Here is an 18,411-nt window from a genome sequence, read left to right on the forward strand (position 1 = left end):
CCGGCTGATGGATGACGACGTCCCATACCCCAGCGCCCTCCCCACTGCAGAGGGCGCACCCTCACCATACAAGGATGACGACGGGGCAGTCCGGAGCGAAGGCTCCGGACCGCAATCGTGGGCGCGCGCCGTCACGCCGACAGCGCCGATGGGCGACCTACGAAAACTTGCAACGCCGTTAACCGCCCCGCACCCCGCACCCCGTCCCCCATTCCCAAAAGCACTAATAGATTTCCCCCATTTGCGATCCCCCCACTTCAGGTATATATTTCAAGCCTAAACTATCCAGACCTAAATATCCGCGGCGCCCCGCTCCCGATAAACGAGCGACTGTCGCGTACCTCGGAGCGTTACGGCAATGAAAATAGTCTGCATCGGCGGTGGTCCCGCCGGCCTGTATTTCGGTCTGCTGATGAAATTGCAGAACCCCGCGAACGAAATCACCGTCATCGAACGCAACCGGCCGTATGACACGTTTGGTTGGGGCGTGGTGTTTTCGGATGCCACCATGCAGAACCTGCGTGAAGCAGACCCCGTTTCCGCCCAGACCATCGGCGATGCGTTCAACCATTGGGACGACATCGACATCAACTTCAAGGGCCGCAGCATCCGCAGCAGCGGCCATGGCTTCATCGGCATCGGTCGCAAGAAGCTCTTGAACATCCTGCAGGCGCGTTGCGAAGACGTCGGCGTCAAGCTGGTGTTCGAGAACTTCGTCCAGGATGACCAGGCCATCGCCCGCGAATACGACGCTGATCTTGTCATCGCTTCCGACGGCATCAACAGCCAGATCCGTACCCGTTACGCCGACACCTTCCACCCCGACATCGACCAGCGCCGCTGCCGCTTCGTCTGGCTGGGCACCAAAAAAGTATTCGACGCGTTCACCTTCGCCTTCGTGCAGACCGAGCACGGCTGGTTCCAGGCCCACGCCTACCGTTACGAAGACGGCATGTCCACCTTCATCGTGGAAACGCCCGAGGAAACCTGGCAGGCTGCCGGCATCGAGCAGATGAGCCAGGAAGAAGGCATCGCCTACTGCGAAAAGCTGTTCGCGCCCTGGCTGGACGGCAATGCGCTGATCAGCAACGCCTCGCACCTGCGCGGCTCGGCCATCTGGATCCGCTTCCCGCGCGTCATCTGCAACACCTGGGTGCACTGGAACACGCTGGAGACCGCCCGCGGCCAGCGCCGCGTGCCCGTCGTGCTGATGGGCGACGCCGCTCACACTGCCCACTTCTCCATCGGATCCGGCACCAAATTGGCGCTGGAAGACTCCATCGAACTTGCCCGCTGCTTGAGCGGCGCGGAAGGCAGCGTGGAAGCCGGCCTGAAGCACTACGAGGAAGTGCGCAGCGTGGAAGTGCTGAAGATCCAGAACGCCGCCCGCAATTCCACCGAATGGTTCGAAAACGTCGAGCGTTACGCGGAACTGGAACCCGAGCAATTCGCCTACTCGCTGCTGACTCGTTCGCAGCGCATCTCGCACGAAAACCTGCGCTTGCGCGATCCCGCCTGGCTGGAAGGCTTCGAACGCTGGATCGCGGAGCGCGCCGGCGCACCGGCGGCAGCCGGCAAGCGTCCCGCCATCCCGATGCTGACGCCGTACCAGGTGCGTGGGGTGCGCCTGAAGAACCGCATCCTGGTGTCGCCGATGGCCATGTACTCCTGCACCGACGGCGTCCCAGGCGACTTCCATCTGGTGCACCTGGGCGCGCGCGCCATGGGTGGCGCCGGCCTGGTCATGGTTGAAATGACCTGCGTGTCGCCCGACGGTCGCATCACCCCGGGCTGCCCGGGGCTGTGGAACGACGAGCAGACCCAGGCCTTTGTCCGCATCGTCAATTTTGTGCACGGCAACAGCGACGCCCGCATCGGCGTGCAGTTGGGCCACGCCGGGCGCAAGGGTTCCACCCAGCTGGGCTGGCAGAAGATCGACCACCCGCTGGCTGAAGGCAACTGGCCGCTGCTGTCGGCGTCCGCCTTGCCCTACATCGAAGGCGTGTCGCAGACGCCGCGCGCGATGACGCGCGCCGACATGGATGCGGTGCGCGACAACTTCGTGGCCGCCGCCCGCCGCGCCACCGAAGCCGGCTTCGACTGGCTGGAACTGCACTGCGCCCACGGCTACCTGCTGTCCAGCTTCATCTCGCCGCTGACCAACCGCCGCGAAGACGAATACGGCGGCAGCCTGGAGAACCGCCTGCGCTTCCCGCTGGAAGTCTTCCACGCCGTGCGCGCCGTGTGGCCCGAAGACAAGCCCATGTCCGTGCGGATTTCCGCCAGCGACTGGGTCGAAGGCGGCATCACCGCGGACGACGCGGTAGAGATCGCGCGCTACTTCAAGGCGGCCGGCGCCGACATGATCGATTGCTCGTCGGGCCAGGTCAGCAAGGAAGAAAAGCCCGTCTACGGCCGCATGTTCCAGACCCCGTTCGCCGACCGCGTGCGCAACGAAGCCGGCATCCCCACCATCGCGGTGGGTGCCATCTTCGAAGCCGACCACGCCAACGGCATCATCGCTTCGGGCCGCGCCGACCTGTGCGCCCTGGCGCGTCCCCATCTGGCCGACGCCTCCTGGACGCTGCGCGAAGCGGCGCGGGTGGGTTATACCGACGTGGCCTGGCCCAGCCAGTACTTCGCCGGCAAGCGCCAGCTGGAAACCAATTTCGAACGCGCCGCCGCCATGGCGCAACTGGATATCAAATGATGACTTCCCCGCAACCCCTTGCCGGGCGCCATGCGCTGGTGACGGGCGGCGCCCGCGGCATCGGCCTGGCCAGCGCGCGGTCGCTCCTGGCGCGCGGCGCGCGCGTCACGCTGCTGGGCCGCGACGGCGCGTCCCTGGAGGCGGCCGCCGACAGCTTGGCCAGCCTGGGCCAGGTGCAGACCGTCAGCGCGGACATCGCCGACGAAGCGTCGGTGCGCGCGGCGTTCGCGCAGGCCGAAGTGGAATTCGGCCCGGTGCTGGTGCTGGTGAACAACGCCGGCCAGGCGGTGAGCCAGCGCTTTGACCGCACCGACGCGGCGCTCTGGCAGCAGATGATCGCCGTCAACCTGACGGGCACGTTCCACTGCATCCAGGCGGCGTTGCCCGGCATGCTGCAGGAAAAGTGGGGGCGGGTGATCAACGTGGCCAGCACGGCAGGCCTGATCGGCTATGGCTATGTCAGCGCCTACTGCGCTGCCAAGCACGGCGTGATCGGCCTGACCCGGTCGCTGGCGCTGGAAACGGCGCAGAAGGGCGTCACCGTGAATGCGGTGTGCCCCGGCTACACCGAAACCGACATCGTGCGTGGCGCGGTGACCAATATTGTGGACAAGACCGGCATGACGCCGGAAGCCGCCCGGGCCAAGCTGGCCGAGCGCAACCCGCAGGGCCGCCTGGTGCAGCCCGAGGAAGTGGCCGAGACGGTGGCCTGGCTGGCGCTGCCGGCGTCCGCCTCCATCAACGGCCAGGCGATCGCCGTGGACGGCGGCGAAGTGATGACCGGCTGAGGCCGGCGCGTCCCATCAACCCCAGGATAACGAACGGAGACACCATGAGCACCCAGTCCGAAGAGCACACCATGAAGCACCACAAGCGTCCGTTGGCCGGCTATCAGGCCAAGACGTTCCTGTGGCAGGTGTCGGCCGACGGCAAGATCGGAACCGTCACCTTGAACCGTCCGGAACGCAAGAACCCGTTGACGTTCGACTCCTACGCCGAACTGCGCGACCTGTTCCGTTCGCTGGTGTATGCCACCGACGTCAAGGTCGTGGTCGTGACGGGCGCGGGCGGCAACTTCTGCTCGGGCGGCGACGTGCACGAGATCATCGGTCCGCTGACCAAGATGACCATGCCGGAACTGCTGGACTTCACCCGCATGACGGGTGACCTCGTCAAGGCCATGCGCGCCTGCCCGCAGCCCATCGTGGCCGCGGTGGATGGCGTTTGCGCCGGCGCGGGCGCGATGGTGGCGCTGGCGTCCGACATGCGCCTGGGCACCCCGGCCGCGCGTACCGCCTTCCTGTTCACGCGGGTGGGCCTGGCAGGCGCCGACATGGGCGCGTGCACTTTGCTGCCGCGCATGATCGGCCAGGGCCGCGCCTCTGAACTGCTGTACACCGGCCGCGCCATGACGGCCGACGAGGGTGCCAGCTGGGGCTTTTTCAATGCCCTGCATGACGCCGACAAGCTGGGCGAAGCCGCCCAGACGCTGGCCGCGCAACTGGCCGCGGGCCCGACGTTTGCGCACGGCGTTACCAAGAAGTTGCTGCATCAGGAATGGAACATGGGCGTGGACGAAGCCATCGAGGCCGAAGCCGAGGCGCAGGCCATCTGCATGCAGACGCGCGACTTCCACCGCGCCTACGAGGCCTTCGTGGCCAAGCAGAAGCCGGTCTTCGAGGGGAACTGATGATGCGCGACGCTAGCTGGCTGGACTGGCCTTTTTTCGACGACGCGCACCGCAAGCTGGCGCATGACGTTGACGCCTGGTGCGAAAAATCGCTGGGCGACGTCGATCACCACGACGCGGATGCGGCCTGCAAGAAACTGGTGAAGGCCATGGGCCAGGCCGGCTGGCTGCGCTACGCGGTCGCGGGCGGCCCCGGCGGCGCCTGGGGAGGCGCGTTGCCGGAAGTGGATTCCCGCGCCGTGTGCATCCTGCGCGAGACGTTTGCCCGCCATGAAGGGCTGGCCGATTTCGCGTTCGCGATGCAGGGCCTGGGCAGCGGCGCCATCTCGCTGATGGGCTCGGACGAGCTGCGCCAGCGCTACCTGCCGCGCGTGGCAAGCGGCGAGAAGATCGCCGCCTTCGCGCTGTCCGAACCGGACGCCGGGTCGGACGTGGCCGCCTTGGCCTGCGAAGCCAGGCTGGACGGCGACCACTATGTGCTGAACGGCGCCAAGACCTGGATTTCCAACGGCGGCATCGCCGACTTCTACGTCGTCTTCGCCCGTACCGGCGAGGCGCCGGGCGCGCGCGGTATCAGCGCGTTCGTCGTGGATGCCGACACCCCGGGTTTCGAGGTCAGCGAGCGCATCGAACTAATCGCACCGCATCCGCTGGCCACGATCACCTTCGACAACTGCCGCATTCCGGTGTCGCATCGCCTGGGCGACGCGGGCCAGGGTTTCAAGCTGGCCATGATGACGCTGGACATCTTCCGCGCATCGGTGGCGGCGGCCGCGCTGGGCTTTGCCCGCCGGGCGCTGGATGAAGGGTTGGCGCGCGCCAAGTCGCGCCGCATGTTCGGCCAGACCCTGGCCGACCTGCAACTGACGCAAGCCGCGCTGGGCGACATGGCGACCGCCATCGACGCCTCGGCGCTGTTGACGTACCGCGCCGCGTGGATGCGCGACGTGCAGAAACTGCGCACCACGCGTGAAGCGGCGATGGCCAAGATGATGGCCACGGAATCGGCGCAGACCGTGATCGACCGCGCGCTCCAGATGTTCGGGGGCGCGGGGGTAGTGTCGGGGATGCCGGTGGAGAAGCTTTACAGGGAAATCAGAGCGCTGCGTATCTACGAAGGCGCCACCGAAGTGCAGAAGTTGATCATCGCCCGTGAATTGCTGAAGGCATAAGGGACCATCGAGCCCTCGCCATTTTGCAACGCCAACCACACCGCACCGCATCGCATAGCAAGGGGAATCTTATGGAAGCATCCGCCCACATCGACACTTTCGCCCGGGACAACCTGCCCCCGGGCGACCAATGGCCAGAATTCCTGCTGGACGGCCCCGACGTGGCCTATCCGAAGCGGTTCAATTGCGCCGTCGAACTTGTGGACGCCATGGTCGACCGCGGCTTTGGCGAGCGCGTCGCGCTGCGCTGGCGCCAGGACGGCAAGCCGGCCACCATGACCTACCGCGAACTGGCCGCGCTGACCAACCGCATCGCGCGCGTGCTGACCGAGGACATGAAACTCGTCGCCGGCAACCGCCTGCTTTTGCGCGGACCGAACAACCCGATGATGGCCGCGTCCTGGCTGGCCGCGATCAAGGCGGGCCTGGTGACGGTGCCGACGATGCCGTTGCTGCGCGCCAAGGAACTCAAGCAGATCATCGAGAAGGCCCAGATCCAGGCCGTGCTGTGCGACGCCCGCCTGAAGGAAGAGGCGCAATTCTGCGCCCAACCTGATCATGAACACCATTGCCCCGGCCTGTCGCAGGTCATGTATTTCAACGACACGGCGCCGGACGCGCTGGATGCGTTGGCGGCCGCCAAGCCGGACGATTTCGCCGCCTGCGACACGGCGTCCGATGACGTGTGCCTGATCTCCTTCACCAGCGGCACCACGGGTTCACCCAAGGGCTGCATGCACTTTCACCGCGATGTGCTGGCGATGTGCGACCTCTTTCCCAAGCACGTCATCAAGCCGGGCCCGGACGACATTTTCTGCGGCACGCCGCCGCTGGCCTTCACGTTCGGCCTGGGCGGCCTGCTGTGCTTCCCGCTGCGCGTGGGCGCCAGCACCGTGCTGGCCGAAAAGCTGACGCCGGAAAGCCTGCTGGAACTGATCCAGGACTTCCGCGCCACCATCGTCTTTACCGCGCCCACGTTCTATCGGCAGATGGCGGCGCTGGTCGGCAAATTCGACCTGTCGTCGCTGAAGAAGAGCGTGTCGGCCGGGGAAGCCCTGCCGGACGCCACCCGCCAGCTTTGGAAGCAGGCCAGCGGCATCGAGATGATCGACGGCATCGGCGGCACCGAAATGATCCACGTGTTCGTGTCCAGCCCGCCGGAATCGGTCAAGCGCGGCGCGATCGGCAAGGTGGTGCCGGGCTACGTGGCGCAGGTGGTCGACGACGACATGAAGCCGGTGCCCAACGGCACCGTGGGCCGCCTGGCGGTCAAGGGCCCGACCGGCTGCCGCTACCTGGCCGACGAGCGCCAGCGCCGCTTCGTGCAAAGCGGCTGGAACCTGCCCGGCGACACCTTCATGCAGGACGACGAAGGCTATCTGTTCTACCAGGCGCGCAATGACGACATGATCGTGTCGGCGGGCTACAACATCGCCGGTCCGGAAGTCGAGGACGCGCTGCTGCGCCACGAGGCCGTGGCGGAGTGCGGCGTGGTGGGCGCGCCGTGCGACGAGCGCGGCCAGCTGGTCAAAGCGTTTGTCGTGCTGAAACCGGGCTACACGCCCAGCGATGAACTCGTGGCGGCGATGCAAACCTTCGTGAAGGCCAGCATCGCGCCGTACAAATACCCGCGCGCGATCGAATTCGTGGCGGCGCTGCCCCGTACCGAAACGGGCAAGCTGCAACGTTTCGCGCTGCGCAAGATGGCTTGAACTGGCAACCGGGAAATCATCATGGCCGCTCCTTTCATCAGCCAGGTAGAAGTCCGCTTCCGTCATTGCGACCCGGCGGGCATTGTCTTCTACCCGCGCTATTTCGAGATGATCAACGACTTTGTCGAAGAATGGTTCGACAAGGGCATGGGGTTGCCGTTCCACGCGCTGCACGTCGAGCGCCACATCGGCACGCCGATGGCGTCAGTGACGTGCGATTTCAGCGCGCCCAGCCGTTGGCACGAGCGCCTGCGCCAGACGCTGGAAGTGCAGCGTATCGGCGGGGCGTCGTTCAAGGCGCTGGTGCGTTTCGAGGGGCCTGACGGCCAGTTGCGCTTGTCGGCGACGCTGACGATCGTGACGGTGGATTTGCGGACGATGAAGTCCATGCCGCTGCCTGCGGACTTGCGGGAACGCATGCAGGCTTATCTGGCTGCCGCGGCGTAAGCGGCGGGGCCACCCTGTAGTTTGTTTTTTTAAAAATAGGATGAGACGTTATGAAGATTCTGCAACCGCCGGATTGGATGGCGCCCCGGGGCTATTCGAATGGCGTGCTTACCGAAATGACGGTGGGCAGCAAGCTCGTGTTCGTGGGCGGGCAGGTGGGGTGGAATGGCCAGCAGCAGTTCGAATCGGATGACCTGGCGGACCAGGTCCGCCAGACGCTGTCGAACATTGTCGCCATCCTGGCCGAAGGCGGTGCGAAGCCCGAGCATATTGTCCGGATGACGTGGTACGTCACGGATAAGGATGCGTACGTGGCGGCGTATCCGGCGATCGGCAAGCACTACCGGGAATTCATCGGACGGCATTTTCCGGCGATGACGGCGGTGGAAGTGGCGGATCTGGTTGAGGATCGGGCTAAGGTGGAGATTGAGGTGACGGCTGTGGTGCCGGCGGCTTGATTGTTTTGCGAGCGGTGATAGGTTCTTTTGACGCCCGGCGCGGTGGTGGCCTGGGGTGACTCGGGTCAACGATTGCGGTCCGGAGCCTTCGCTCCGGACTTCCCCTTCGTCATCTTCGTCACTGCCTGCGGCAGTTCCTTCAGATTCCCTCGGGCTTATCGACTCCCCTCGCACCCCAGGCCACCACCGCGCCGGGCTGCATGATTTGCAATCTGGCGTTCGCCGGGGCGGGTAGTGTGCTTAGGGCTCGCACCAACGTCGGGGCGTGGTTGAAGATCTTGCGGGGCCCGCGCCATGCCGGCCGCGCGGGCGGCCTCGTGGCGCTTACGCATCGTCTTGCGTCGTGGCGTTGCTGGCTTCGCTGCGCATCACCCGCGCCGTGTCTCTCGCGGCAGTTCGCCGAACCGTTCGCGGTAATACTCCGAAAACCTTCCCAGATGTCCGAATCCGACGCCCAGCGCGACTTCGGTGACGCTGGCGGTGGCGTTCGTCTTCAATTGTTGCCTTGCCCTGTCCAGCCGCAGGGCGCGTAGCGCGTTCATGGGGGTGGTGTCGCGGTGTTCCTGGAACAGGCGGGTCAGGGCGGTGGCGCTGGCGCCGGCGTGGCGGGCGATGTCGGTCAGGGTGAGGGGGGCGGACAGGTGGTCGCGCATGTAGGTCTCGGCCAGCGTCAGGCGGCGCGGGACGGCCGGGGTTTGGCCGGACTGGGTCTGCCAGGTGTTGGGCTGGTTGTAGAGCAGGTGCAGGATCAGGCTGTCTTCCATGTGTTCCAGCCACGCGGCGGGCGGGCGGGGGGCGCCGTCGTCCAGGGTGGGCAAGAGGTGAATCAGGCCCGTCATCATGCTGCGCCAGACGGCGCCGATGGGGTTGTCCAGGCGTAGCGCGGGGCTGAAGTCCAGCGGGCGGGTGGCGGCGTCGCCGAAGGCGCGTTGGCCGATGGCTTCCAGTTTGCCGCGGGGGATCTTCAGCAGCAGCTGTTCGCAGCCGGCTTCCCAGTGCAGCCGCAGCGGGCGGTTGGGGGCGATGACGGCGGCGCAATCGGGGTTGGCGTTGACGCGCTCGTCGCCGCATTCAATACAGGCGCGGCCGCGCAGCGGCACCTGCACCAGCATGAAATCCTGCAGGCGGTCGGGTTCGATGTGGACTTCGGCGCCGTAGCGCAACGTACAGACCGTCAGCGAGCCGAAGCGGCCCCGGTTCAGTTCGGCGTCCACGCGGCCGCCTTTCCACGTCAGGCGGTGTTCCTTCAGCGCTTCGGATACGCGTGTGCGCGTCTCGTCCTGGTGGGTGGAACTGAACACGCGCCGTTTGAGCAAGGGCGCAAGCGTGAGTCGGGACCAGCCGTGCATGGATGCCTCCGGGACGGGAACGCTCCCGTATCTGCGGCCAGAGTAATTTAATCGTCCCGGCTTGGGAATTAAGTGAATCCCGGATAAAACTGACCGTATTCGGATAGAGCGGCGCCGCCCGGCGGCATACGCTAGGTGGCGACGTGGATCGGCAGCATGCGTAAACCGACGGCAGACGGGTTCTGTCAGCTTTCCGCCAGCGCGGCTGGCGGTGCAAACGGGGTGGCTCATGAATCGAAATCTCTGGAGCCGGCGTGCGCTGGCGGCGCTGGTCTGTATGGCGGCCGCGGCGGGGGCCTCGGCGGCCGACAAGGTCAAGGTGGGCTTGCTGACGACGCTGTCCGGACCCGGTTCGGCGTTGGGCAACGAGATCCGCGACGGCTTCAATCTGGCGCTGCAGCATACCGGCGGCAAGCTGGGCGGCCTGCCGGCGGAAGTGGTGGTGGCCGACGACCAGCAGAAGGCCGACACGGGCCGCCAGGCGGTGGAGCGGCTGCTCAAGCGCGATCGCGTGGACATCATGACGGGGATTGTGTTTTCGAACGTGCTGCTGCCGGTGATGCCGGCCATCCTGCAGTCGGGCACGATCTATCTCAGCACTAATACCGGCCCGGAAAACTACGCCGGCGCGGGCTGTAATCCGAATTTCTTCGCGGTGGCCTGGCAGAACGAGGACATCCCCGCGGCCATGGGCAAGTACGCCGCCGACCAGGGCTACAAGCGCGTGGCGCTGATCGCGCCGGACTATCCGGGCGGCCGCGAATCGCTCAATGGCTTCAAGCGCCTGTACAAGGGCGGCCTGTCCGAAGAGATCTACACCCAGCTCGGCCAATTGGACTACGGGGTCGAGATCACGCGGCTGCGCGCCAGCAAGCCGGATGCGGTGTTCTTCTTCCTTCCCGGCGGCATGGGCGTGAATTTCATCAAGCAGTTCAACGGTGCGGGCCTGTCAAAGGACATCGCGCTGCTGGCCCCCGGCTTCTCGGGCGACGAGGACACGATCGCGGCGGTGGGCGCGCCCATCCAGGGCTTGCGCAACACGTCGCAGTGGGCGGCAGACCTGGACAACCCGGCCAACCGCAAGTTCGTTGAAGACTTCAAGAAGACCTACAACCGCAGCCCGACGCTGTACGCCTCGCAGGGCTATGACGCGGCCATGCTGCTGGACAGCGCCGTGCGCCAGACGGGAGGCAAGCTGGAAGCGGACGCCTTGCGCCCGGCGCTGCGGCGTGCGGACTTCAAGTCGGTGCGGGGTGACTTCACGTTCAACCGCAACCAGTATCCGGTCCAGAACTATTACCTGCGCGTCGTCGAGGCGGGCGCGGATGGCAAGCTGGCCAACAAGCTGTCGGGCATCGTGCTGACGCAGTACCAGGACCCGTTCGCCGCCGCTTGCCAGATGAAGTAAGGCGGCGTGCCTCACGCAATACGCATCACGCATTACAGGAGAACCGCATGACCCAGAACATGACGACGCGCGAGATCACGATCCCTTCGCACGATGGCAAGTCCTTTGGCGCCTACCTGGCCGTGCCGGCCGCGGGCCACGGCCCCGGCCTGGTGCTCTGCCAGGAGATCTTCGGCGTCAACGACTTCATGCGCCGTGCGGCGCAATTGCTGGCCGAAGAGGGCTACGTGGTGCTGGTGCCCGACCTGTTCTGGCGGCAGCAGCCCGGCATCCAGCTGACCGATGGCCCCGCCGACATGCCGCGCGCGTTCGAACTCTATCAGGGCTTCGACGTGGAGCTGGGCCTGAAAGACATCGCGTCCACGATCGCCGCGCTTCGCGGTTTGCCCGAGCAGCAGGGCGGGGTAGGCGTGCTGGGCTACTGTCTGGGCGGCAAGCTGGCGTATCTGGCCGCGTGCCGCACCGATGTGGACGTGGCCGTGGGCTACTACGGGGTGGGCATTGAAAGCAGCCTGGAAGAGGCGGCCAACCTGCGCGGCCGCCTGGTTCTGCACATTGCCGAGCAGGATGGCTTCTGTCCGCCCGAGGCACGCCAGCGCATCCTCGCCGCGCTGGGCGGCAAGCTGGGCGTGGAGCTCTACGTGTATCCGGGCATGGACCACGCGTTCGCGCGGACCGGCGGGGATCACTACGACAAGCCGTCCGCCCTGATGGCGCACCAGCGCAGCATGGCGGCCCTGCAGCGCGCCATCGGCCCGGAGTTCGATTATTCGGCCTTGTGGGACAAGCACTGCGAATATGAATTCGGCACGCGCGACGTGGCCGCCACCATGGCCACGATGGTGGCCGAACCCTACGTGAACCACATCCCGACGATGACGGGCGGCGTGGGCCACAAGGAGCTGTCGCGCTTCTACCAGCACCATTTCGTCAACAGCAACCCGCCGGATACGCGGCTGATCCCGCTGTCACGCACCGTCGGCGCGACCCAGATCGTGGACGAACTGCTGTTCTGCTTCACGCATACCACCGAGATCGACTGGCTGCTGCCTGGGGTGGCGCCTACGGGCCGGCCGGTGGAGATCCCGCTGATCGCCATCGTGAAATTCCGGGGCGACAAGCTCTACCACGAGCACATCTACTGGGACCAGGCCAGCGTGCTGGTGCAGGTGGGCCTGCTGGACCCGAAGGGGCTGCCCGTGGCGGGCCGTGAAACCGCCGCCAAGCTGCTGGACGAGACCTTGCCGTCCAACACGCTGATGGCGCGTTGGAAAGACAGCGCGAACAAGTAGGAGGCCGACATGTCTTACTCGCAGGAACAACTGGCCGCGATGGTACGCGGCGACAGCGTGCACCGCGGCGTCTACACCGACCCCGCCATTTTCGATCTGGAGATGCAGCGGATCTACGGCCGCGCCTGGATCTACGTGGGCCACGAAAGCCAGGTGCCCAAGACGGGCGACTATCACACCACCCGCCTGGGCGACCAGGACGTGCTGATGGTGCGCGCTTCCGACGGCAACGTGCACGTGCTGTACAACCGCTGCCCGCACAAGGGCGCGAAGGTGGTGGCCGACGGCGAAGGCTGCGTGGGCAAGTTCTTCCGCTGCCCGTATCACGCCTGGACCTTCAAGCTGGACGGCAGCCATCTGGGCGTGCCGCTCAAGCAAGGCCTGGAGGGTACGGCCTACGACCCCACCGACCCCACGTTTTCGATGCGCCGGCTGGCGCGCGTGGAAAGCTACCGCGGCTTCGTGTTCGCCAGCCAGGCGAAGGAAGGCCCGGCACTGACGGACTTCCTGGGCGGCGTGCGCTCGTCCATCGACAATCTGTGCGACCGGTCCCCGGTGGGCGAGGTCGAGGTCGCGGGCGGCATCTTCCGGGTGATGCAGCGCTCGAACTGGAAGGTGTTCTACGAGAACCTGCACGACACCATGCATGCCCGCGTGACGCATGAATCGTCCTATGCCGCGGCCCGCGACGAGGCCAAGGAGATAGGCGAAATGCCGCTCGAGCTGCACATCATGGACGGCAACGGCGAACCCTACGAGTTCTGGGAAAAGCTGGAACTGCGCGCCTACGACAACGGCCACGGCTATATGGAAGGCATCTTCAACCCGGGCGCCGCCGAGCGCGATCCGGTGTCGCGCGCGCACTTCGAGACGCTGACGGGCGCCTATGGCGAAGAACGCGCCCGCGAGATCCTGGGCATGAACCGCCACAACACGGTCATCTACGGCAGCGGCTCGCCCCATACCGTGTTCCAGCAATTCCGCGTGATTCGGCCGATCGCCGTGGACCGCACCTTGATCGAGATCCAGACGTTTCGCTGCAAGGGGGCGCCGGACGGTGTGTTCAAGCGCGCCATGCTGTATGCCAACGTCATCAATTCGCCGTCGTCCAACGTCATGCCGGACGATATCGAACTCTATAACCGCTGCCAGGAAGGCAACGCCACGCGCGGCGGAGAATGGGTCAGCATGCACCGCTACCACGGCAGCGACCGCAGCGACGCAGACGGTCTGGTGTCGGTCAACGGCACCAGCGAATTGCCCATGCGCAATCAGTTCCGCGCCTGGAAGACCTATATGGAAGCCGGCGCGGCGTCGACCGCGCCCGCCACGGGAGAAGGCGCATGTTGCTAGACCTGGATTTCGACGTCGGCACCACGGACCTGTCGCCGGCTGATGTACCGGCGGATGCCTACCACCGCATCGCCCAGTTCCTGTACCGCGAGGCGCGGCTGCTGGACGAACGGCGCTACGACGACTGGCAGTCGCTGTGGACGCCGGACGGCATGTACTGGATGCCGCGGGTGCCGGGCCAGCAAAGCCCGTACGACCACATTTCGCTGTTCTGGGAAGATCGCATGCTGCGCGACGTGCGCATCCGGCGCCTGGAGCATCCCCGCAACTGGTCGCAGCAGCCGCCCACGCGCAGCGTGCGGCTGGTGGGCGGCGTCCAGGTTGAAGGCGTGGATACGGGCGGCAACCTGGTGGTGCACTCCGCCTTCCAGATGACGGAATGGCGCAAGCGCCAGCCACGCCAACTGGCGGGCCGCTACACCCACAAGCTGGCCGCCGAAGGCGACGGCTGGCGCATCCGGATGAAGCGCGTGGATCTCGTCAACTGCGACGACGCGCACGACGTGTTCGAGGTGTTCGTTTGATGACGGCGGACACCGCGGTTCTGGCGTTGCACTATCAGAACGACGTGCTGCATCCCGAGGGCAAGATCCGCGTCGGGCTGGATGCCGACAGTGGGGCGCGTCAGCGCCTGCTGGACGGCGCCGCCGCCTTGCTGGCCGGCGCGCGGGCGCAGTCGTTGCCCATCGTGCACGTGCGCATCGCCTTCCGGCCCGACTACGCCGACCTGCTGCCCAACTGCGCGATCTTTCGCAATGTGGCGACGATCGGCGCGGTGCCCGAAGGGCAGTGGGGCAGCGCCTTCTACGACGGCCTGCAGCCGCTGGCCGGCAGCCCGCGCGAGTTCATCGTCAAGCACACCCGCATCAGCGCGTTTTACGGCACGCCGCTGGAAGAGACCCTGCGTGTGGTCGGCGCGCGCCGGCTGGTGGTGGCCGGCGTTGCCACGCATTCCGTGGTGGAGGGCACCGTGCGCCACGCCGCCGACATCGGCTTTGACGTGATGGTGGCCGAAGACGCCTGCGCCTCGGCCGACGAAGCCGTGCACCAGGCCTCGCTTGCCAGCATGCGATTGATTGCGCAAACCGGCTCGGTGGCCGATGCTGTGCGCTGGGCCGCCGCGCCGCACTGATCAAGGACTAGCCATGGATTTTTCAGGCTTTCCCGGTTTGGCCGGCAAGACCGCCATCGTCACCGGCAGCACGCAAGGCCTGGGGGCCGACATCGCGCGCGGCCTGGCCGCGGCCGGCGTGAACGTGGTGCTGGTCGGGCGCAACGCCCAGGCGGGCCAGGCGCTCGCCCAGGAGCTGGACGGGCGCGCCCTGTTCTGCGAGACCGACATCGGACAAGACAGCCAGATCCAGCATTGCATCGACGCCGCGCTGGCGTGCTTCGGCCGGCTGGACATCCTGGTCAACAATGCGTGCCAGTACGCGGACCGCGGGTTGGCGTCTTCGCGCGAGGAATGGCACAGCACCCTGGACACCAACCTGGTGTCGGCCGCGATCTTCACGCAGTTCGCCGCGCCGCACCTGCCGCGCGGCGGCGTGGTGGTGAACCTGGGCAGCACGGGCGGCAAGTTCGGCGCGGCCGGACGCGCGCTGTATCCGGCGTCCAAGGCGGCGCTGCTGCAGATCACCAAGAATTTCGCGGTGGAACTGGCGCCGGCCGGCGTGCGCGTGCTGGCGGTGTCTCCGGCCTGGACGTGGTCGCCGTCGGTGGAACAGTTGTCGGGCGGTTCGCGGGCAGCGGCCGACGCGGTGGGGGCGCACTTCCATCCGCTGGGCCGCGTGGGTTCGGGCAGCGAGATCGCCGCCGCCGTCTGCTTTGCGTGTTCGGATGCCGCGTCCTGGATGACGGGTGTGGATATCCCGGTGGACGGCGGGTTTTCCATCCTGGGGCCAGACCGCGGCATTTCACCGCGGGTCTGGTTCAAGGAACTGGCGCCCTGATCCGGGCGGGGGCGTGGCTGCCCCATTGCCTTGGCCGGCGCCTTGACTGGCGCGCCGGACTGCCGCGTCAGCGGATGACGATCTCGCCTTCTTCCAGCCCGGCTTTGCCGCCGACCTGGTCTTCCAGGAACTCCTGCATCTTGTTGCCCAACTGGATCTTCGCGCCGCTGCAAAAGCGCCGCGTCGCAGTGATGACGGCGGTGTGCAGCGGCAACAGGTCGCGCACCAACTGCGCTTCTTCCGCGTCCAGCGCCAGCAGTTCGCCGCTGAGCTTGCCGTGGGTGTTGCGGGCGCGTTCCACGACGTCGCCCGGGGCGCGCTGAGGGTTGGCCTTCAGGAACATCAGCAGCTGTTCCAGCTTGGCCTTCTCTTCGTTCATCTTCAGGCGCTTGCGCGTCAGCGCCGACCGCTTGATATCCGCGTGGGGGTCCAGCCCGGCCTGCACCAGGGTGGGAATGCCCGACGGCGAGCCGATGGTGCCCGCGCGCACGGCATTCAAGGCGCGGGTCTGCCCGCCGGTGATGGCGCTTTGCTGCGTGTTCGGCGGGCCGACCAGCACGCTGCCGCCGGCGGCGATGCTGCTTTGCCGGATCTCGCGTTCGACTTCCACATCCTGCCCGGCGCTGATGATCGCGTTTTCAATGAACTTCGCTTTCAGCGCGCCGCCACAGACGATGTGGGCGGTGCGGGCGGTGGCTGCGGCGTCCTGCAGGGCCTCGGCCATGCCGATGATGCCGCCCTTGACGGTCACGCTGCCGCCGGCTTCCACCAGCGCGGCTTCGATGGTGCCGTTGACGACCACGTCGCCCGTCACGCGGACTTCCATGGTGGCGGCGATGTCGCCGCGCACTTGCAGCGACCCTTCAAAGGTGATGTTGCCCGTGGACAGGTTGACGGCGTCGACCTCCACCATCGGATTGACCTGCACGCCCTGGCTGATCAGCTTGGGCGTGCCGGCGATCGTGGCGCGCAGCAGCAGCGGATGTTCCGGGTCGACTTCCACGCCCGAGATGTCCTTGGAGAACGGCGTGTCGGGCATTTCGTCCGGCAGCACGGGTTCGCCCAGCACGTTGGTGCCGTCCACGCCGGGTAGCGGCGGAACGCGCCGCATCAGCGGCGTGCCGGGCGACACTAGCAACAGGCTGCCCAGGTCGCGGTAGTCCACCTGGGCCAGTTCGTCGATCTCCTGGGCGCGCGGCTTCAGGCGGTCCAGCAGGCTTTCAAAGCGGGTCGGCGTGCCGCGGGTGGGCGGCGTGCCCTGGGCGATCATCACGGTGGCGCTGCGGCCTTGCTCGACGGCTTCAGCCATGGCCGCTTCCAGCACGCCATGCACGATGCCGCGGTCAGCCACCGCGTGGCGCAGCATGTCCAGCGTGACCGGCTGGCCGCCTTTGGGCGGGTGCAGGGTCAGCAGCGCGGCCATGCGGGTGGGGTCGAGTTCCAGTTCGAACGAGCCGTCCACCACTTGCCCGATCGGAAACTGCACGGGTTCGGCGGCGCTGCGGCACTGGTCGATGAAGGCCAGCACGGCGTGGTTGTCCAACGCATCGGCGGTCCAGCCTTGCGCCACGACGGCGGCGGTCAGCGCATCCCAGGTGGGCAGGTCAAGGTTGATGTGGGGCGCCGTGTCGACGGCGACGTCCGTGTCGGCGTCCAGTTCCGGGGCGGCGTCACCGCCGGCGCTGCCCGATGCCTCGGTAGCGGGGGCGTCATCGTCGTCCGCCGGCGCCGCGTCCGGGCGTGTAGGCGGCGTATAAATGGCCGTCAGGACGTTGGTATTGGCATCCAGCACCAGCTGGAGCGTGTTTTCTGCGTCCATCTCAGCCTCTCCCGCCTGGCGCTCAATGGCTGCCAGGTTCATTCATTTGGTAAATAAACGAAATATTGCGACATATTCTATCGTACTCGTCCGACATATGCCGTAGTTTCGGCCCTGTTTTACATAGGGAAACCCACCGCCCGCGCGGGACTAGGGCGTAGGACCGAGCGACAAACCGGGATCGTCGCCGCAGCATAGGGGCTCGCCAACCCGTCTTCGGACGCTACCTTCGCCCCGACCATGCGCCGACAACCCTCATCCTTCCTACCAGCCCTGCGCGCCTTTGCGGCGCGGGCCGGGGGCATGGCGGCGGTGGCGGCCCTCGCGGCGGCCGCGCTGACCCTGGCGCCCGCCCGTCCCGCCCAGGCGAGCGAGATCTACCGTTACAAAGACCCGTATGGCGTCTGGCGCGCCATGAAAGTGCCCACGGGCTACGCCAAGTATTACAAGCGAGCACAGGCGCGCACGGTATGGCGCGGCAATGGCATCAAGGCCTGTCTGGACTGTCCGCCGCAGGCGGGCGACGGGGCGCGGCTGGCATCGCTTGCGCCCACTTCCCGCGCCCTGCGCTGGGGCGATGCCAAGCCGTCCACCGCCCACGACGGGCTGATCGCCCGCGCGGCGCAGGATTCCGGCGTGGATGGGGCGTTGCTGACCGCCGTCATTGCGATCGAATCGGGGTTCCGCAGCGATGCGCGCTCGCCCAAGGGGGCGCTGGGCCTGATGCAGCTGATGCCGGCGACGGCGGCGTCGGTATTGTCCGTGGACGATATCGAGCGGGCGCTGGTGGACCCGGCAACGAACGTGCGGGCGGGGTCGCGCCATCTGCGCCGGCTGATCGACCAGTATCCCGGCCGATTGGACCTGGCGCTGGCCGCCTACAACGCTGGGGAAGGAGCGGTGCGCAAGTACGACGCTGTGCCGCCCTACGCGGAAACCCAAGCCTATGTCAGGGATGTGACGGCGCTCTACGAGCGCTACAAGGCGCCCTGAACCGGTACGCGCCAGCCGGGCGCCTTGTAAGGCATCCCAGGCCGGCACGCCCGCCG

The 18,411-nt window shown here is 66.7% G+C and carries 16 protein-coding genes; 14 read left to right on the top strand and 2 right to left on the bottom strand.

The genetic code is table 11. From position 1 onward, the window contains the following. The first annotated feature begins 358 nt into the window (after window positions 1-358). The 7 genes from CEY09_RS21800 (at window position 359) to CEY09_RS21830 (ending at window position 8,189) form a co-directional block, all read left to right on the top strand. Entirely contained in the window at window positions 359-2,710 is a 2,352-nt protein-coding gene (locus tag CEY09_RS21800) for a bifunctional salicylyl-CoA 5-hydroxylase/oxidoreductase (protein WP_088590251.1), read from the top strand. After that, window positions 2,707-3,498: an SDR family NAD(P)-dependent oxidoreductase gene (locus tag CEY09_RS21805; protein WP_088590252.1), complete on the top strand. Its 792-nt coding sequence runs from the start codon at window positions 2,707-2,709 to the stop codon at window positions 3,496-3,498. Before CEY09_RS21800 ends, CEY09_RS21805 begins: the two co-directional genes overlap by 4 nt. A 44-nt stretch (window positions 3,499-3,542) precedes the next feature. Next, window positions 3,543-4,400: an enoyl-CoA hydratase family protein gene (locus CEY09_RS21810; protein WP_006226610.1), complete on the top strand. Its 858-nt coding sequence runs from the start codon at window positions 3,543-3,545 to the stop codon at window positions 4,398-4,400. A 2-nt stretch (window positions 4,401-4,402) separates the two neighbouring features. Then, complete coding sequence (locus tag CEY09_RS21815; protein WP_006226611.1) at window positions 4,403-5,572, top strand: acyl-CoA dehydrogenase family protein; 1,170 nt, start codon at window positions 4,403-4,405, stop codon at window positions 5,570-5,572. 71 nt (window positions 5,573-5,643) lie between these two features. Then, complete coding sequence (locus CEY09_RS21820; RefSeq protein ID WP_088590253.1) at window positions 5,644-7,284, top strand: AMP-binding protein; 1,641 nt, start codon at window positions 5,644-5,646, stop codon at window positions 7,282-7,284. A gap of 21 nt (window positions 7,285-7,305) precedes the next feature. Continuing rightward, complete coding sequence (locus tag CEY09_RS21825) at window positions 7,306-7,731, top strand: acyl-CoA thioesterase (protein WP_006226613.1); 426 nt, start codon at window positions 7,306-7,308, stop codon at window positions 7,729-7,731. A 50-nt stretch (window positions 7,732-7,781) separates the two neighbouring features. Further along, complete coding sequence (locus tag CEY09_RS21830) at window positions 7,782-8,189, top strand: RidA family protein (RefSeq protein WP_050447060.1); 408 nt, start codon at window positions 7,782-7,784, stop codon at window positions 8,187-8,189. 368 nt (window positions 8,190-8,557) lie between these two features. Here the strand turns inward: CEY09_RS21830 and CEY09_RS21835 are convergent, their stop codons facing one another. Continuing rightward, entirely contained in the window at window positions 8,558-9,538 is a 981-nt protein-coding gene (locus CEY09_RS21835; RefSeq protein WP_088590254.1) for an AraC family transcriptional regulator, read from the bottom strand. A gap of 229 nt (window positions 9,539-9,767) precedes the next feature. Here CEY09_RS21835 and CEY09_RS21840 point away from each other — a divergent pair, with 229 nt between their 5' ends. Genes CEY09_RS21840 through CEY09_RS21865 form a run of 6 tightly spaced genes read left to right on the top strand, consistent with a single transcriptional unit; the run spans window position 9,768 to window position 15,543 of the window. Beyond that, on the top strand, window positions 9,768-10,946 hold the full coding sequence (locus CEY09_RS21840; RefSeq protein WP_088590255.1) for an ABC transporter substrate-binding protein: 1,179 nt from the start codon (window positions 9,768-9,770) through the stop codon (window positions 10,944-10,946). Between the two features lie 47 nt (window positions 10,947-10,993). After that, window positions 10,994-12,238 carry a dienelactone hydrolase family protein gene (locus CEY09_RS21845; RefSeq protein WP_088590256.1) on the top strand — a complete coding sequence of 415 codons (1,245 nt, stop codon included), beginning with the start codon at window positions 10,994-10,996 and terminating at the stop codon, window positions 12,236-12,238. A gap of 9 nt (window positions 12,239-12,247) precedes the next feature. After that, complete coding sequence (locus CEY09_RS21850; RefSeq protein WP_088590257.1) at window positions 12,248-13,591, top strand: aromatic ring-hydroxylating dioxygenase subunit alpha; 1,344 nt, start codon at window positions 12,248-12,250, stop codon at window positions 13,589-13,591. After that, window positions 13,582-14,115 (top strand): aromatic-ring-hydroxylating dioxygenase subunit beta, encoded by a 534-nt coding sequence (locus CEY09_RS21855; protein WP_088590258.1) that lies wholly within the window; start codon window positions 13,582-13,584, stop codon window positions 14,113-14,115. Before CEY09_RS21850 ends, CEY09_RS21855 begins: the two co-directional genes overlap by 10 nt. After that, entirely contained in the window at window positions 14,115-14,723 is a 609-nt protein-coding gene (locus CEY09_RS21860) for a cysteine hydrolase family protein (protein WP_088590259.1), read from the top strand. The genes CEY09_RS21855 and CEY09_RS21860 overlap by 1 nt, the downstream gene beginning before the upstream one ends. A 13-nt stretch (window positions 14,724-14,736) precedes the next feature. Further along, complete coding sequence (locus CEY09_RS21865; protein WP_088590260.1) at window positions 14,737-15,543, top strand: SDR family oxidoreductase; 807 nt, start codon at window positions 14,737-14,739, stop codon at window positions 15,541-15,543. Between the two features lie 67 nt (window positions 15,544-15,610). Here CEY09_RS21865 and CEY09_RS21870 read toward each other — a convergent pair whose 3' ends face one another. Then, the gene (locus CEY09_RS21870; protein WP_088590261.1) at window positions 15,611-17,362 is read right to left on the bottom strand and encodes a DUF342 domain-containing protein; all 1,752 of its coding nucleotides are present in this window, start codon (window positions 17,360-17,362) and stop codon (window positions 15,611-15,613) included. Between the two features lie 240 nt (window positions 17,363-17,602). Here CEY09_RS21870 and CEY09_RS21875 point away from each other — a divergent pair, with 240 nt between their 5' ends. Then, on the top strand, window positions 17,603-18,355 hold the full coding sequence (locus tag CEY09_RS21875) for a lytic transglycosylase domain-containing protein (protein ID WP_088590262.1): 753 nt from the start codon (window positions 17,603-17,605) through the stop codon (window positions 18,353-18,355). Window positions 18,356-18,411: the final 56 nt, after the last annotated feature.

Origin of the sequence: Achromobacter marplatensis, assembly GCF_002209535.1 — a bacterium.
Taxonomy (GTDB): Bacteria; Pseudomonadota; Gammaproteobacteria; order Burkholderiales; family Burkholderiaceae_B; genus Achromobacter; species Achromobacter marplatensis.

What these genes read in the sequence shown, in the direction of transcription:
- CEY09_RS21800 (WP_088590251.1), top strand. Translation starts at nt 359, where the DNA reads ATGAAAATAGTCTGCATCGGCGGTGGTCCCGCCGGCCTGTATTTCGGT.
- CEY09_RS21805 (WP_088590252.1), top strand. Translation starts at nt 2,707, where the DNA reads ATGATGACTTCCCCGCAACCCCTTGCCGGGCGCCATGCGCTGGTGACG.
- CEY09_RS21810 (WP_006226610.1), top strand. Translation starts at nt 3,543, where the DNA reads ATGAGCACCCAGTCCGAAGAGCACACCATGAAGCACCACAAGCGTCCG.
- CEY09_RS21815 (WP_006226611.1), top strand. Translation starts at nt 4,403, where the DNA reads ATGCGCGACGCTAGCTGGCTGGACTGGCCTTTTTTCGACGACGCGCAC.
- CEY09_RS21820 (WP_088590253.1), top strand. Translation starts at nt 5,644, where the DNA reads ATGGAAGCATCCGCCCACATCGACACTTTCGCCCGGGACAACCTGCCC.
- CEY09_RS21825 (WP_006226613.1), top strand. Translation starts at nt 7,306, where the DNA reads ATGGCCGCTCCTTTCATCAGCCAGGTAGAAGTCCGCTTCCGTCATTGC.
- CEY09_RS21830 (WP_050447060.1), top strand. Translation starts at nt 7,782, where the DNA reads ATGAAGATTCTGCAACCGCCGGATTGGATGGCGCCCCGGGGCTATTCG.
- CEY09_RS21835 (WP_088590254.1), bottom strand. Translation starts at nt 9,538, where the DNA reads ATGCACGGCTGGTCCCGACTCACGCTTGCGCCCTTGCTCAAACGGCGC.
- CEY09_RS21840 (WP_088590255.1), top strand. Translation starts at nt 9,768, where the DNA reads ATGAATCGAAATCTCTGGAGCCGGCGTGCGCTGGCGGCGCTGGTCTGT.
- CEY09_RS21845 (WP_088590256.1), top strand. Translation starts at nt 10,994, where the DNA reads ATGACCCAGAACATGACGACGCGCGAGATCACGATCCCTTCGCACGAT.
- CEY09_RS21850 (WP_088590257.1), top strand. Translation starts at nt 12,248, where the DNA reads ATGTCTTACTCGCAGGAACAACTGGCCGCGATGGTACGCGGCGACAGC.
- CEY09_RS21855 (WP_088590258.1), top strand. Translation starts at nt 13,582, where the DNA reads ATGTTGCTAGACCTGGATTTCGACGTCGGCACCACGGACCTGTCGCCG.
- CEY09_RS21860 (WP_088590259.1), top strand. Translation starts at nt 14,115, where the DNA reads ATGACGGCGGACACCGCGGTTCTGGCGTTGCACTATCAGAACGACGTG.
- CEY09_RS21865 (WP_088590260.1), top strand. Translation starts at nt 14,737, where the DNA reads ATGGATTTTTCAGGCTTTCCCGGTTTGGCCGGCAAGACCGCCATCGTC.
- CEY09_RS21870 (WP_088590261.1), bottom strand. Translation starts at nt 17,362, where the DNA reads ATGGACGCAGAAAACACGCTCCAGCTGGTGCTGGATGCCAATACCAAC.
- CEY09_RS21875 (WP_088590262.1), top strand. Translation starts at nt 17,603, where the DNA reads ATGCGCCGACAACCCTCATCCTTCCTACCAGCCCTGCGCGCCTTTGCG.